This is a genomic window from Bradyrhizobium sp. HKCCYLS3077, assembly GCF_051167555.1.
Taxonomy (GTDB): Bacteria; Pseudomonadota; Alphaproteobacteria; order Rhizobiales; family Xanthobacteraceae; genus Bradyrhizobium.
Genome location: NZ_JBNPTH010000002.1, coordinates 342048 through 355330, shown reverse-complemented (window position 1 = coordinate 355330; position 13283 = coordinate 342048). Strand labels below are relative to the sequence as shown.

The 13283-nt window shown below is 66.8% G+C and carries 13 protein-coding genes; 9 read left to right on the top strand and 4 right to left on the bottom strand.

Annotation, left to right across the window (positions count from 1 at the left end):
• The first annotated feature begins 16 nt into the window (after positions 1 to 16).
• Complete coding sequence (locus ACQR0Z_RS07630) at positions 17 to 289, top strand: GCG_CRPN prefix-to-repeats domain-containing protein (protein ID WP_434860692.1); 273 nt, start codon at positions 17 to 19, stop codon at positions 287 to 289.
• A gap of 340 nt (positions 290 to 629) precedes the next feature.
• On the opposite strand, the gene ACQR0Z_RS07625 is transcribed toward ACQR0Z_RS07630, so the two are convergent.
• Positions 630 to 2051, bottom strand: coding sequence for an FAD-binding oxidoreductase (locus ACQR0Z_RS07625; RefSeq protein ID WP_434918222.1), 1422 nt, complete (start codon positions 2049 to 2051; stop codon positions 630 to 632).
• Between the two features lie 72 nt (positions 2052 to 2123).
• Between ACQR0Z_RS07625 and ACQR0Z_RS07620 the strand changes: the two genes are divergently transcribed.
• On the top strand, positions 2124 to 2636 hold the full coding sequence (locus ACQR0Z_RS07620) for a thioesterase family protein (protein ID WP_434918221.1): 513 nt from the start codon (positions 2124 to 2126) through the stop codon (positions 2634 to 2636).
• A 21-nt stretch (positions 2637 to 2657) separates the two neighbouring features.
• Here ACQR0Z_RS07620 and ACQR0Z_RS07615 read toward each other — a convergent pair whose 3' ends face one another.
• Positions 2658 to 3836, bottom strand: coding sequence for an alpha/beta hydrolase (locus ACQR0Z_RS07615; protein ID WP_434918220.1), 1179 nt, complete (start codon positions 3834 to 3836; stop codon positions 2658 to 2660).
• A 159-nt stretch (positions 3837 to 3995) separates the two neighbouring features.
• On the bottom strand, positions 3996 to 5495 hold the full coding sequence (locus tag ACQR0Z_RS07610) for an amidase (protein WP_434918219.1): 1500 nt from the start codon (positions 5493 to 5495) through the stop codon (positions 3996 to 3998).
• A gap of 259 nt (positions 5496 to 5754) precedes the next feature.
• On the opposite strand from ACQR0Z_RS07610, the gene ACQR0Z_RS07605 reads away from it, so the two are divergent.
• The 4 genes from ACQR0Z_RS07605 to ACQR0Z_RS07590 all read left to right on the top strand — a co-directional run bounded on the left by ACQR0Z_RS07605 (position 5755) and on the right by ACQR0Z_RS07590 (position 8759).
• Positions 5755 to 6552, top strand: a complete 798-nt coding sequence (locus ACQR0Z_RS07605; protein WP_434918712.1) for a roadblock/LC7 domain-containing protein — start codon at positions 5755 to 5757, stop codon at positions 6550 to 6552.
• 62 nt (positions 6553 to 6614) lie between these two features.
• Positions 6615 to 7376, top strand: coding sequence for an MBL fold metallo-hydrolase (locus ACQR0Z_RS07600; protein ID WP_434918218.1), 762 nt, complete (start codon positions 6615 to 6617; stop codon positions 7374 to 7376).
• A 1-nt stretch (position 7377) separates the two neighbouring features.
• Positions 7378 to 8118: an OmpA family protein gene (locus ACQR0Z_RS07595; RefSeq protein ID WP_434918217.1), complete on the top strand. Its 741-nt coding sequence runs from the start codon at positions 7378 to 7380 to the stop codon at positions 8116 to 8118.
• Positions 8115 to 8759, top strand: coding sequence for a hypothetical protein (locus ACQR0Z_RS07590; RefSeq protein WP_434860685.1), 645 nt, complete (start codon positions 8115 to 8117; stop codon positions 8757 to 8759). Before ACQR0Z_RS07595 ends, ACQR0Z_RS07590 begins: the two co-directional genes overlap by 4 nt.
• Before the next feature lie 93 nt (positions 8760 to 8852).
• Here ACQR0Z_RS07590 and ACQR0Z_RS07585 read toward each other — a convergent pair whose 3' ends face one another.
• Positions 8853 to 9026 carry a DUF1328 domain-containing protein gene (locus ACQR0Z_RS07585; RefSeq protein WP_006614063.1) on the bottom strand — a complete coding sequence of 58 codons (174 nt, stop codon included), beginning with the start codon at positions 9024 to 9026 and terminating at the stop codon, positions 8853 to 8855.
• Between the two features lie 293 nt (positions 9027 to 9319).
• On the opposite strand from ACQR0Z_RS07585, the gene ACQR0Z_RS07580 reads away from it, so the two are divergent.
• From ACQR0Z_RS07580 to ACQR0Z_RS07570, 3 genes are all read left to right on the top strand, one after another.
• Positions 9320 to 11884, top strand: a complete 2565-nt coding sequence (locus ACQR0Z_RS07580) for an ATP-dependent helicase (RefSeq protein ID WP_434918216.1) — start codon at positions 9320 to 9322, stop codon at positions 11882 to 11884.
• 116 nt (positions 11885 to 12000) lie between these two features.
• Positions 12001 to 12417 carry a hypothetical protein gene (locus ACQR0Z_RS07575; protein WP_434918215.1) on the top strand — a complete coding sequence of 139 codons (417 nt, stop codon included), beginning with the start codon at positions 12001 to 12003 and terminating at the stop codon, positions 12415 to 12417.
• Positions 12417 to 13085, top strand: a complete 669-nt coding sequence (locus tag ACQR0Z_RS07570; protein WP_434876625.1) for an OmpA family protein — start codon at positions 12417 to 12419, stop codon at positions 13083 to 13085. The genes ACQR0Z_RS07575 and ACQR0Z_RS07570 overlap by 1 nt, the downstream gene beginning before the upstream one ends.
• Positions 13086 to 13283 lie beyond the last annotated feature (198 nt).

The following is a 13283-nucleotide window of genomic DNA, read 5'->3' as shown; positions in this document are numbered from 1 at the left end:
GAGGACCGCGACTCACATGCGCAATCTGTTCACCTCCGCCCTGTTCGCCGCCACCGTCCTGCTGGGCGCGTCGGCCGCACAGGCCTTCACGCTGCCGGCCCAGCCGGCCGCTCCGGACAGCAATGTGGAGCGCGTCGCCGGCGGCTGCGGTCCCGGCTGGTTCCCCGACCGCTGGGGCCGCTGCCGTCCCGCGCCGCGCGCCTATTACGGCCCGCGCTACTACGGCTACGGCCCGCGCACCTGCTGGGTGCGCCCGACCCCGTGGGGCCCGCGCCGCGTCTGCCGCTGATCGCCTGACGTGACCACGACAACGCCGCCGCGCTCAGTTGCGGCGGCGTTTTTTGTTGGGAGATGCGAGACTGCATTGGAGCCGAGCTTTGACCGCGAGCGCGCTGCGCCCCCTCTCCCCGTCCTTCACGGGGAGAGGGCTGGGGTGAGGGGCAACGGCACGGGTGGTGCCAGTGAAGGCCGCTCCAAGTCGCGCTTCGGAGTCAGTCGATCAAGTAAGAGAGTCCGGATCTCTCCAGCACTTCCCGTGCCGCTGCCCCTCACCCCGACCCTCTCCCCGCAAGGGCGGGGAGAGGGAGCGCACCGTTGTTGCGGCAATAGCTGGGCTCGAATGACGACGCTCAGGCTGCCGGGATGATCTTGCCGGGGTTGAAGATGTTCTGCGGGTCGAGCGCCTGCTTGACCGCACGCATCGCATCGAGCGCTTCCTGGCCGAGTTCCGATTTCAAGTACTTCTGCTTGCCTTGGCCGATGCCGTGCTCGCCGGTGCAGGTGCCGCCCATGGCCTGGGCGCGCTCGACGAGGCGATGCATGAAGTCTTCGCCGCGGGCCATCTCGTCGGCGTCGTCGACGTCGCACATCAGCGAGCAGTGGAAATTGCCGTCGCCGACATGGCCGACGATCGGCGAGGTCAGGTTGAGCCGCGCGAGATCCTCCTCGGTCTCGCCGACGCAATCGGCGAGACGCGAGATCGGCACGCAGACGTCGGTGGCGACGACGCCGACACCAGGGCGGATCGCCTTGACGGACCAGTAGGCGTCATGACGCGCCTGCCAGAGCTTGGTGCGGTCCTCCGGCCTGGTGGTCCAGGCGAAGTCGCCGCCGCCGCATTCCCGCGCGATCTCCGCGAAGTTCTTCGACTGCTCGGCGACCTCGGCCTCGCTGCCGTGGAACTCCAGGAGCAGGAGCGGCGTCTCCGGCAGGGTCAGCTTCGAATAGGCGTTGCACGCTTTCACCTGCGCCGCGTTGAGCAGCTCGATGCGCGCCATCGGGATGCCGGTCTGGATCGCGAGGATGGTCGCCTGGCAGGCGCCGCGCACGGTCTCGAACGAGCACGACGCGGCGGCGATGGTCTCGGGAATGCCGCGCAGCCGGATCGTCATCTCGCAGATGATGCCGAGCGTGCCCTCGGCGCCGATGAACAGATGCGTGAGGTCGTAGCCGGCCGCCGACTTCTTGGCGCGGGTGCCGGTCTTGATGATCTCGCCGTCGCCGCGCACGACCTTCAGCGCCAGCACGTTCTCACGGATGGTGCCGTAGCGCACCGCGTTGGTGCCGGAGGCGCGCGTCGAGGCCATGCCGCCGAGCGAGGCATCGGCGCCGGGATCGATCGGGAAGAACAGGCCCTGGTCGCGGAGATATTCGTTGAGCGTCTTGCGGGTGATGCCGGGCTGGATGACGCAGTCGAGATCCTCGGCATGCACCTCCAGCACCTTGTTCATGTCGCGCATGTCGATGCAGATGCCGCCCGCGGGCGCGTTGACCTGGCCTTCCAGCGAGGTGCCGGTGCCGAACGGAATGATCGGCACGCCGAGCGGCGCACAGATGCGGACGACGTCCTGGATGTCGGCGGTCTCCTGCGCCAGCACCACGCCATCCGGCGGCTGCGTCGGCAGCCAGGTCGTGGTATGGCCATGCTGCTCGCGCACGGCCTGCGAGGTGATGAGCTTGTTGCCGAAGCGGGCGGCGAGCGCATCGAGGGCGTTCTTGAGCGCGTCAGGCGCGGGCCGCTTCAGGTCGTGATGAGGGATCGTCGTCGCCACTTTGTCCTCCGGAAGTTGGGCGGACCGTGGCAAAGGACGCAACAGGGGTCAAGGGAGCAAACGGAAGAGCCGATGAGCGATAATGCAGTGTCCACGTCCGCCCCGAGCGGGCCGTTCCTGTCGTCCATCATGCAGATCGAGCCGCAATGGATCGACTACAACGGCCATCTCAACATGGCCTATTACAACGTGATGTTCGACCGCGCGATCGACCAGATTTGGGCCGAGCTCGGCATCGGCCCGGCCTACATGACGGAGCGCCAGGGCTCGACCTTCACCGCGGAGTGCCACGTGCGGTACCTGCGCGAGATCCATCTCGGCGATCCCGTGCAGATCGCGGTCTGGCTGATCGCCGCCGACGAGAAGCGGCTGCACACCTTCGAGGAATTGCGTCATGCCGAAGAAGGCTGGATCTCGGCGACGTCGGAGAACATGTCGGTGCATATCGACATGACCAAACGCAAGGTCGCGCCGTTTCCTCAGGACATCCAGGCCAATATCGGCCGCGTGCTGCAGGCGCATGCCGTGCTGCCGCGTCCGGACGGGCTCGGCCGCGCCATCGGGATGCCGCGCAAGTCGGGTTAGGCAGCATCGGCAGCGTGGTGATCAGCTGCCGGCGGCCCTCTTTTTCGCGACGGCTCGCCGCGGCCTGCTGGCTCTGGCACTGCCTTGCGGCAGGATCCGATAGCGGCCCGAGCCGGCCGGCTCCCGGTTGGTGACCTGGTTCTGCGGCACGCCATTCAGGACCTGGACGATGTCGTCGCGGACCACCGGGAAGATGCGATAGTACTGGTGCTGCTGCGGGTCCTGCTCGAATGAGGTGACATCCGAGCAATCGACCGCGGTGACCTTGTCGCTGATGCTGCCCATGTTGTCGGGTCCGTCGTTCCCAAGGCGCGGCCCGTTGAACTTCGTGCCGGCGCTGAGCGTGTTGAGCACCCAGTCCTTGGTCGAGTGATAGACCGTGACGCTGGTGGCGGTGCGCGGCAGATATTTCAGCTTCGCCGGATCATCGAAGGCGTCGGCATCCTCGTCGGCGGCGGCGAGCACGATCTTGTCGAAGGTGCGGCGCAATCCGGTCAGGGACGGCTGCATCCCGCCCATGCGCACCATGGCCGGAACGCTGCCGGACGCGGTCGCGCCGGCAATCGGATCGGGCAGCTGCATCAGCGCCTGCAGCGCGTTGCGCAAGACATAGACGCCCATGCTGTGGCAGATCAGATGGATGCTCTGGTTGCAGCGCTCGCTCTCCGGCAGCCCGTCGACGAAATCGTAGAGCCGGCGCAGCGTTCGCGCCACCGCCGGGCCGGAGGCGGCCGCGGTCCTGCGATCGTGCTGATAGTCCACATAGGGCAAGGGCACGCCGATCGGCGAGGCGATCGAAGGCCAGCTGAACACGAATATGTTGGCGTCGATGCCGTAGAACGCCGAGATCCAGCCGGCGCGTTCGATCGCATCGACGAAGCTGTTGCTGAAGCCGTGAATGAAGGCGATCGTCGGCCGCGCCCTTGCGAGCATGTCGCTGCGCAGCGCGCCGAAGATCGTGTCGCTGCCGAGCACCGCGCGGGAGCCTTGCGGAAAGATCAGCTGCTCCGCCTCGACATGCAGCGACCCCGGCACCAGCGCATAGGTGCGTGCCGTCAGATCCACCTCGATGTCGGCCCGGCCATACCGGACGTTCAGGCCATTCACCGGACCGAGCTCCGAGCTGAAGCCCGTGATCTGATCCGATCCCTCGGAGGTCAGCGGTTGCCGGTTGGTCGCGAAATAGACCCTGACGCTCATGGCCTCCCCCTCTGAAAGCAAATACGTCGAAAATGCAGCTCACGATGCCGCAACGGGCCGATCGCTCGGTTGCCTGGCAAGACCTCGCGCTGCTCCGCAAAAAGCGTGCGCCGCAAACAATCTACTTGAAATAGAACACGACCGACGACGGATGTGCAATCAGTTCTGCATCACCCACTCCGGCAGCCGGTCGAACCAGGGCTGCGCCTCCTCCAGCTGGCGGGCGAGCTGCAGCAGCCGGGCCTCGTCGCCGAGGCGGCCTGTGAACTGCACGCCGAGCGGCAGGCCGTCGGCGGTCCAGTGCAGCGGCACGCTCATCGCAGGCGTGCCCGTCAGATTGGCGAGTTGCGTGAACGGGACGTATTGCAGGCTGTCGCGGGCGATCTTGTCGATCATGCCATCGAGCGCGCCCCAGCGCGTCAGCAATCCGAGCAGGCCGATGCGGTCGAGCATGTCGAGCAGGGTCTGCTCGGCGGTCGACGGATCGCCCTGCCCGTGCCGGATCGGCGGATGCGCGAGCGTCGGCGTCAGCAGCAGGTCGTAGCGCGCATGGAATTTTCCGAGCGCGCGGGCGAAGCCGTTCCATTTCAGCAATTGCGTGGTGAGCGCGCCAGCCGAGATCGCGCCGCCGAGCGTCGACAGCACGCGCGTCAATAGCTCGAACTCCTCGCGCTTCGCGCCCTTGGCGCGGGCGTCGGCCACGAGCGCCGCGACCTGGCCGAAATAGATGTGCAGGAACGAGGTCGCGAGCGCGGCGCCGTCGATGTCGGGCGTCGCCTCCTCCACCTCGTGACCGAGACCCTGCAACAGCTTCACGGCGCTCTCGACCGCGAGCTTCGCTTCAGTGTGAACCTCGGTGCCGATCGGCGAGGCGCTGGTGTAGCCGATGCGCAGCCGGCCGGGATCGCGCGCCATCACGTTGGCGAACACCACGCCGGGCTCGGCCACCAGGAACGGATCGCCGGGCTCGCTGCCGGCGATGACGTCGAGCGCGCGCGCGGTGTCGCGCACGCTGCGCGAGATCACGCCTTCGCAGGACGCACCGAACCAGTATTCGCCGAAGCCCGGGCCCGACGAGACGAGACCGCGCGACGGCTTCAGCCCGAACAGGCCGCAGCAGGCGGCGGGGATGCGGATCGAGCCGCCGCCATCATTGCCGGCGGCCATCGGCACCACGCCCGAGGCGACCGCCGCGGCGGCGCCGCCGCTCGAGCCGCCCGGCGTATGCGCCGCATTCCAGGGATTGCTGACGCGGCCGAAACCCCGGGAGTCGCTGACGCCCTTCAGCGCCAGCTCGGGCAGGTTGGTCTTGCCGAAGATCACCAGGCCGGCTTCGAGATAGCGCCGGACCACCGAGGCATGTTCGGCCGCGACGATCCCCGACAGCGCCTTGCTGCCATAGGCGGTCGGCAGGCCCGCATAGTCCTGGGCGCAGTCCTTGATCAGGAACGGCACGCCGGTGAACGGGCCGGCCGCGGGCTTCGCCACCTGGGCCCGGGCCTCGCGCTCCATCAGCATGCAGAGGGCGTTGGTCGTCGGCTGGGCGTGCTCGTTCTGCGTCAATGCGAGCTGCAGCAGCTCGGCCGCGCTGACCTCGCCGCCCTTCACCGCCTCGGCGAGCGCCGTCGCGTCGCGCTGCAAATAGTCTCGTTTATTCACATTGCCCTCCCCGCGCCGCAATGGACGGCCCGCATCGTAGCTGATTCTGGGTGCAACGGCGGCGGATGCCGAGCTGCCGCGCCGCTATTGCGGCGAAACGGCGACGGATGCGGCGCCTCGATGGCAGACTGCAGTTGTTTTGACGGCGCTCCTGCGTCTTTCTATCACGATCTTAGTTAATTTGATTCAGATCATTCGCGGCGCCTCTTGTACCGACCTAACTTACGCACCGTTAGTTGCGTTGAGTAACGAGAGAGCGATGGGACGCCTCGCAAGCCTGCTGAGCAGAGCGCACGGACCCCATGAGGATGGCGAGGCCGTCCCCGTGACCACCGCCGACTATTTCATCCTGCTGTCCCGCGCGATGGAAAATCTGTCGGATTCCTCCGCCGAGCGCCGGGCCGAGGTCTACCAATCGGCACGCCAGGCGCTGGTGACGCAGTTGCAGGCGATGGATCCGCCTGTTTCGCGGTCGCGCATCAAGGCCGAACAACGCGCGCTGGACGACGCGGTGGAAACGCTCGAAACCCGCGCCCTCACCACCCCGGACACAGCAGACGCCGACACCGGCCGCGAAGCGGCCGAACAAGACATTTCCGATCTTTCAATTGCATCAGGCGAAGACAGCACCATGACCCAGCATCAATTTCATTCCAGGTTTGCACCCCGCTCCGCCGTCGAGGAGAAGCCGATGTCACGACTCGATGAGATCAACCGCGTCCTGCGCAAATTGCAGAGCGACTCCTTCGGCGTCGAGGCCTGCGCGCTGATCTCCGAGGACGGACTGATGATCGCGAGCGTGCTCGCCGCCGACATGGAGGAGACGCGGGTCGCCGGCATGACCGCGACATTGCTGTCGCTCGGCGGCCGCGCGGCGATGGAGCTCGGCCGCAGCCATCTGCAGGAAGTGATCATCCGCGGCGAGTCCGGCTACGCCGTCCTGGTCAGCGCCGGCCGCGGCGCGCTGCTGCTCGCGCTGACCAACGAGAACAGCAAGCTCGGCCTCACCTTCTTCGACATGCGCGAGGCCGTCCGGTCGCTGCAGAAGGTGCTGTAGCGCAACCGTCCTCGCATTCGTCCCGCAGTTGAGCCGGCGCGCTGCGCCGGCGGGAGTAGCTCATGGCCAATACCGTCCTCTATGACGACGGCGTCCACAAGAACATCCTGCTGGAGGATTTCAGCGCCGGCGACCTCGCGGTGCAGGCGAACCAGCACCTGATCATTCACGACCGAGTCGGCATGCTGCTCGATCCCGGCGGCCACAAGGTCTATTCCAAGGTCCTCGGCGAGACCTTCAGCGAGCTCTCGGGCGGACGGCTGAAATATCTGTTCCTGTCGCACCAGGACCCCGACATCGTCGCCGCGATCAACGGCTGGCTGATGACGACCGATGCCGACGCCTACATCTCGTCGCTGTGGACCCGCTTCGTGCCGCATTTCGGCTTCGACCACATCGTCGCCGACCGGCTGAAGCCGATCCCCGACGAGGGCATGGTGTTCGATCTCGCCGGCTGCAAGCTCTACGCGCTGCCCGCGCATTTCCTGCACAGCGAGGGCAATTTCCAGCTCTATGACCCCGTCTCGAAGATCCTCTACAGCGGCGATCTCGGCGCCTCGATCGGCGTGGACTACATCGTCACGCGCGATTTCAAGGCGCATATCCGCTACATGGAAGGCTTCCACCGCCGCTACATGGTGTCGAACCGCGTGATGAAGGCGTGGGCGGACATGGTCCGGCCGCTCGACATCGAGATCATCGCGCCCCAGCACGGCGCGCTGTTTCCCGATGCGGCGATGTCACAGCAGTTCATCGAGTGGTGCGCCGGCCTCGAATGCGGCATCGACCTGATCACGCCGATGTTCAAGGTCCCGGCAGGCTGACATGCTGGCGCCTTCCCCGAATGCCGCACGTCTTTCGCTGGCCCGCGCCGATCCATGTGTCGTCGCCGGCGAGGATGCGCCAGCCTGGCTCGCAGCGTCCTTCGCCCTTGCCGGCACGGTTGTCGCGGTGATGGCGGTCTCACTGTGGCAGCAGGCGCCCACTGCGCCGCAGGTCGTCGCCGTTGTCCCGCTGCAGCAGACGATCGTCCCCGAAGCGGCGCCGAAGCCGGCAGAAACGCCCGTGCCTCTCCCCGCACTGATCGTTGCTCCGCCGGTGCCGTCGCCTCCGGCCATCCCGATCGAGCGGCCCGCGCCGCCGATCTCGCCGGTGACTCGCCTGGAGTCACCGAGTGCCGCGAAGCCGCCCGCGGAGTGTTTCGCGCCGCTGGCGATCGCGTTCGAGCGCGGCAGCACCCGCCCTCATCCGGGCGACATCAAGCGCTCATTGGCGGTCTTGCAGAAGGCGCTGACGCGGCATGGCGACGCGATGATTTTAATCGAGGGCCACGCCGATGCCAGCGGCAGCGAGGATCTCAACGTGCTCTTGAGCTATTCGCGCGCCAAGGCGGTCGCAGAACTCCTGAAGAAGGACGGCATCCCCACGCAGCAGATTTCGCTGCGCGCGGCCGGAGCCGGCAGCGCGCGCGGTGATGCGGAGGCCGCCGCAAGCGACCGCAAGGCGGTTCTGCGCATCGCGGGCATCGACGATTGCGATCATGTGACGGAGGCGAAGCGCCCATGACCATCTATGCCATCGTGAGCGGCCTCGGCGCGGCCATCCTGCTGCTGACGGCGGGCTATCTGTTGGGTGCGCGACAGGGCGCCGTTGCGCGCGAGCATCTGCGGCGCCAGGTTCAAGTGCAGGCGGCGAGCCTCGACCAGTTGCAGGAGCAGAGCAGCCACGACGCCAGCGAGCGCGAGACGAGTCTTCGTAGCGCGATCCAGGACGTGCTGGCGCCGCTGGTCGAACGCGAGCGCATTTCGCTGGATCTCGCCCAACTCGCCGCGCGCCCGGGCCGACGCCGCGAATTGGTGCCGCTGCTCGACCGGATCGCCGAGGTTGGCCGGTTCGAGACCGTGCTGTTGACGAACGAGGAAGGCCTGCCGCTGGCGGTCAACACGGCCGGCCGTCACACCGAGCGCCTGGCTGCCGCGGCGACGCGGCTGTCGCTGGTTGCCGAGAAGGTCAGCGGCGAGCAGGATGTCGCGCCGCTGTCGGTCATGCTGCGCGATGCCTCCGAGGCGACGACGCTGTGCCGGATCTTTCGCGTCCAGGATCAAACGCTGACCTTGACCGCGCTCTCCAACGATCCGCGCCTTGCCTCCGTTGCGCTGGATCCCGCGCTCGCCAAGGTCCAGGTGGCGCTGACCGCGGCCGCCTGATCAGAAGCGCAGCTATCAGAAACGCAAAGGGCGCAGCGCCTCCTGGGAGGCACTGCGCCCTTCGCCGACCTCATTGTCAGGGGATGAGGCCGACTACACGCGGGATCGGCCGCGGGCGAGGCCCACGACAGCCGACACCAGGAACAGCACGATGGCGATGAAGAAGATGATCTTGGCGATCTCGATGGACGCACCGGCGATGCCGCCGAAGCCGAGGATGCCGGCGATCAATGCGATAACCAGGAAGGTGACGACCCAGCCTAACATGACACGACCTCTGTCTCTCGATTGCGGTTCAAAGCGACGCGGAGCTTGCGCCGTTGCCAGGACAATCGAGGCCGGGAACAAAGGTTCCGGCGGTTTCGGCCGGTAAAAATTCGCGACTTGCCGGAACCAATTTCGCGCGAGCCAGGCATGCTGCCCCGGTCTGCCCCGATTTAGGGCTGTAAAACGCCGACCACGGCCCCATATGACCGTCAATCCCTGCTATGAGGGCTCCTTCCTGCACACCCCTTGATGCCGGCGTATGATGCCGTCAAAGGGACGAGACTGATTCGCTGATGACCGAGCCCAATCGCGTGAGCCGATTTCCTGCGCCTGACCACCAGCCCGCTCCGGGCGGCATCGCCGCGCGCGCACGCGCTGCCGCCAGCGGCGGCGCGCGTTATCTCGCGGGCCTCAATCCGGAGCAGCGCGACGCGGTCGAGACGCTCGACGGTCCGGTGCTGGTGCTGGCCGGCGCGGGCACCGGCAAGACCCGCGTGCTCACCACGCGCATCGCGCACATCCTCAGCATGGGCCGCGCGCGTCCTGGCGAAATCCTGTCGGTGACGTTCACCAACAAGGCCGCGCGCGAGATGAAGACGCGCCTCGCCGAAATGCTCGGACAGGCGGTCGAGGGCATGCCCTGGCTCGGCACCTTCCACTCCATCGCCGGCCGCATCCTGCGCAGCCATGCCGAGCTGGTGCAGCTGAAGTCCAACTTCACCGTGCTGGATGTCGACGACCAGATCCGGCTGCTCAAGCAGCTGCTGCAGGCCGAGAACATCGACGACAAGCGCTGGCCGGCGCGCATGCTCGCCAATCTGATCGACGGCTGGAAGAACCGCGGCCTGGCGCCGGCGCAGGTGCCTTCCGGCGAAGCCGCGGTGTTCGCCAACGGCAAGGGCGGCAAGCTGTATGCAAGCTATCAGGAGCGGCTGAAGATCCTCAACGCCGCCGATTTCGGCGATTTGCTGCTCGAGAACATCCGGCTGTTCCGCGAGAACCCGGATGTGCTGCGGCAGTATCAGAGCCGCTTCAAGTTCATCCTGGTCGACGAGTATCAGGACACCAACGTCGCGCAATATCTGTGGCTGCGGCTGCTGTCGCAGGCGCCGTCTTCCGCTGGCTCGTCATTGCCGGGCTCGACCCGGCAATCCATCACGTCTTCGGGAGAAGATGGATCACCGGGTCTCGACGCTGCGCGTCGGCCCGGTGATGACGACCGAAGCGTTGCAGCTTCCGGCGCTCCCCCCAAGAACATCTGCTGCGTCGGTGATGACGACCAGTCGATCTATGGCTGGCGCGGCGCCGAGGTCGACAACATCCTGCGCTTCGAGCACGATTTTCCTGGCGCCAAGGTCATCCGCCTCGAGCGCAACTACCGCTCGACGGGCCACATTCTCGCGGCCGCCTCGCATCTGATCACGCACAACGAAGGCCGCCTCGGCAAGACGCTGCACACCGAGGACGTCGAGGGCGAGAAGGTCACGGTGACCGGCGCCTGGGACTCGGAAGAGGAGGCGCGCGGCATCGGCGAGGAGATCGAGGAGCTGCAGCGCAAGGGCGAGCACCTCAACGACGTCGCGATCCTGGTGCGCGCGTCCTACCAGATGCGCGAGTTCGAGGACCGCTTCGTCACGCTCGGCCTGCCCTATCGCGTCATCGGCGGTCCCCGCTTCTACGAGCGCGCCGAAATCCGCGACGCACTCGCATATCTGCGCGTCATCAACTCCCCGGCCGACGATCTCGCCTTCGAGCGCATCGTCAACGTGCCGAAGCGCGGGCTCGGCGATGCCACCGTGCAGATGTTGCACGACCACGCCCGCAAGCGCCGCATTCCGCTGTTCGAGGCCGCGCGCGCCGTGGTCGAGACCGACGAGTTGAAGCCGAAGGCGCGCGGCTCGCTGCGCGGACTTCTGCTGCAGTTCGAGCGCTGGCGCGCCCAGCGCGAGGTGACGCCGCACACCGAACTCGCCGAGATCGTGCTCGACGAGAGCGGCTACACCGAAATGTGGCAGAAGGACCGTTCGGCCGACGCCGCCGGCCGCCTCGACAACTTGAAAGAGCTCGTCCGCTCGATGGAGGAGTTCGAGAACCTGCACGGCTTCCTCGAGCACATCTCGCTGGTGATGGATCGCGAGGGCGCGGCCGACGAGGAAGCGGTGTCGCTGATGACCCTGCACTCGGCCAAAGGCCTGGAATTCGACAACGTGTTTCTGCCCGGCTGGGAGGAAGGCCTGTTCCCGAGCCAGCGTACCCTGGACGAGCAGGGCCGCGCCGGCCTCGAGGAGGAGCGCCGCCTCGCGCATGTCGGCCTGACGCGGGCGCGGCGCCGCGCGAAAATCTATTTCGCGACCAACCGTCGCATCCACGGCACCTGGACCACGACCATCCCGTCGCGCTTCCTCGACGAACTGCCGGCGGCCAGCGTCGAGATCACGGAATCCAAGGGCGGCTCGGGATGGGGCGGCGCCGGCGGCTATGGCCCGTCGCGGTTCGACAATGTCGAGTCGTTCGGCTCGAGCTATTCGACTCCCGGCTGGCAGCGCGCCCAGGCGCGCCGCCCCGGCGCAGCACGCGGTGGGTCGGAGGGCGGCTTCAGCGAGGCGCAATCGCCGTTCGGCGGGCATGACCCGTTCGGCGGCAGCTTTGGCCGCAACAAGCGCGGGCCGATGACGATCGAGGGCGAGCTGGTGGCGAAATCCACCGGCACCACGTCGGAATTCGCACTCGATGACCGCGTGTTTCACCAGAAGTTCGGCTATGGCCACGTCATCAAGATCGACGGCAACAAGCTGACCATCGCCTTCGACAAGGCCGGCGAGAAGCACGTCGTCGACAGCTTCGTGCAGAAGGCGTGACAAGGGGGCCGCGTGCACTGTGGCGCGCGCGGCAAAAACCTCACCCGCAACCGAACTTCACACTTCGCCTTGGTTAGGCCTTGACCGTGGCAGCTCGCGTCGTATGAGATGCGTGCATGGTCCGGGGATACAATCTTTTCGTTGTTGCAGTCGCGCTCAGCGTCCCGTCGCTTTCGGCGGCGCAGACGATGAGCTTTGGCGACTCGGCGGGGCTGATCGCGTCGAGCTGCGGCGCCGACATCACCGCCAATTGCCGCGGCGTCAATCTCGATTCCAATCGCCTCAAGGAATGCCTGTCGCGCAACCAGGACGTCGTGTCACCGCAATGCAAGGCCACCTATTTCAAGGCGTTCGAGGCGATCCAGAAGCGCATTTCGGCGCGGGTCACCGTCGCCAATGCCTGCCAGCGTGAGATCGTCAAGCTGTGCGGCGGCTCCACCAAGGAAACCAGCAAGTCGATCCCGTGCCTGGTGACGGCGAGCGGTGTCAGTCCGCGCTGCCAACAGGCCATGGGCGAGGCGGGGTATCGCTGATGCGGCGCGCCGCGACATCACTGCTGCTTGGGACGATGGCCGGGATGCTGCTCACCGCGGGCACGGCGCGCGCGCAGGAGGTGACGCGCGACGACATCGTGCGCCAGCTCAACCGCTTCGAGACCGCGCCGACGCTGGATCTGCCGGCGCTGAAGCAGCAGACGCAGGAACGCTCCAAGATCCGCAGCCGCACCGAGCCACCGCCGCAGAAGCGGACGCCGATCGCGCCGGAGCTGATGACGCTTCCCGCCTTCAACGTCGACATCCAGTTCGACGTGGATACGCCGATCGTGCGGCCGGAATCCTACCAGACCGTCGGGCGGATCGCCGACGCCATGGTGCACTCCGACCTGCTACCCTACACCTTCCTGATCGTCGGGCACATCGAAGCCAACGGGAAGCGTGAGTCTAACGTCATCCTGAGCCAGCGCCGCGCCGACGCGATCCGCGACATCCTGGCCAATACCTTCAAGATCTCGGTGAAGCGCCTGCAGTCGGTCGGCCTCGGCGAGGAGCAGCTGCTCGATCCGTCCAAGCCGACCGCCCCGGTCAACCAGCAGATCCAGATCATCACGGTCGCGAAAGCCGTCGAAGAAGCGGCACCGCCGCCCGCTCCTGCCCCGGCCGCCCCGGCCAAGCAGACCGCGCCCCGCAAGCACCGCAATTGATGCAGGGGAGGCTTGCGTCCTTCCGATGAACCGGGAGCCGCGCGGCCGCGACAGCCTCATGAACGACGTCCAGCGGTGCGCTCTCACCGGCGGACGCGAATGGAACCCGTTCGCAAGCTGCGCGGCCCCATGCGCAGGCGGGCAAGATTGCCGGTTTGTCCATGCAGCCGCTTGATGGTATAGCCCCGTCTTTACGGC

What these genes read in the sequence shown, in the direction of transcription:
- ACQR0Z_RS07570 (WP_434876625.1), top strand. Translation starts at nt 12,417, where the DNA reads ATGCGGCGCGCCGCGACATCACTGCTGCTTGGGACGATGGCCGGGATG.
- ACQR0Z_RS07580 (WP_434918216.1), top strand. Translation starts at nt 9,320, where the DNA reads ATGACCGAGCCCAATCGCGTGAGCCGATTTCCTGCGCCTGACCACCAG.
- ACQR0Z_RS07595 (WP_434918217.1), top strand. Translation starts at nt 7,378, where the DNA reads ATGCTGGCGCCTTCCCCGAATGCCGCACGTCTTTCGCTGGCCCGCGCC.
- ACQR0Z_RS07590 (WP_434860685.1), top strand. Translation starts at nt 8,115, where the DNA reads ATGACCATCTATGCCATCGTGAGCGGCCTCGGCGCGGCCATCCTGCTG.
- ACQR0Z_RS07605 (WP_434918712.1), top strand. Translation starts at nt 5,755, where the DNA reads ATGGGACGCCTCGCAAGCCTGCTGAGCAGAGCGCACGGACCCCATGAG.
- ACQR0Z_RS07615 (WP_434918220.1), bottom strand. Translation starts at nt 3,836, where the DNA reads ATGAGCGTCAGGGTCTATTTCGCGACCAACCGGCAACCGCTGACCTCC.
- ACQR0Z_RS07575 (WP_434918215.1), top strand. Translation starts at nt 12,001, where the DNA reads ATGGTCCGGGGATACAATCTTTTCGTTGTTGCAGTCGCGCTCAGCGTC.
- ACQR0Z_RS07620 (WP_434918221.1), top strand. Translation starts at nt 2,124, where the DNA reads ATGAGCGATAATGCAGTGTCCACGTCCGCCCCGAGCGGGCCGTTCCTG.
- ACQR0Z_RS07585 (WP_006614063.1), bottom strand. Translation starts at nt 9,026, where the DNA reads ATGTTAGGCTGGGTCGTCACCTTCCTGGTTATCGCATTGATCGCCGGC.
- ACQR0Z_RS07630 (WP_434860692.1), top strand. Translation starts at nt 17, where the DNA reads ATGCGCAATCTGTTCACCTCCGCCCTGTTCGCCGCCACCGTCCTGCTG.
- ACQR0Z_RS07600 (WP_434918218.1), top strand. Translation starts at nt 6,615, where the DNA reads ATGGCCAATACCGTCCTCTATGACGACGGCGTCCACAAGAACATCCTG.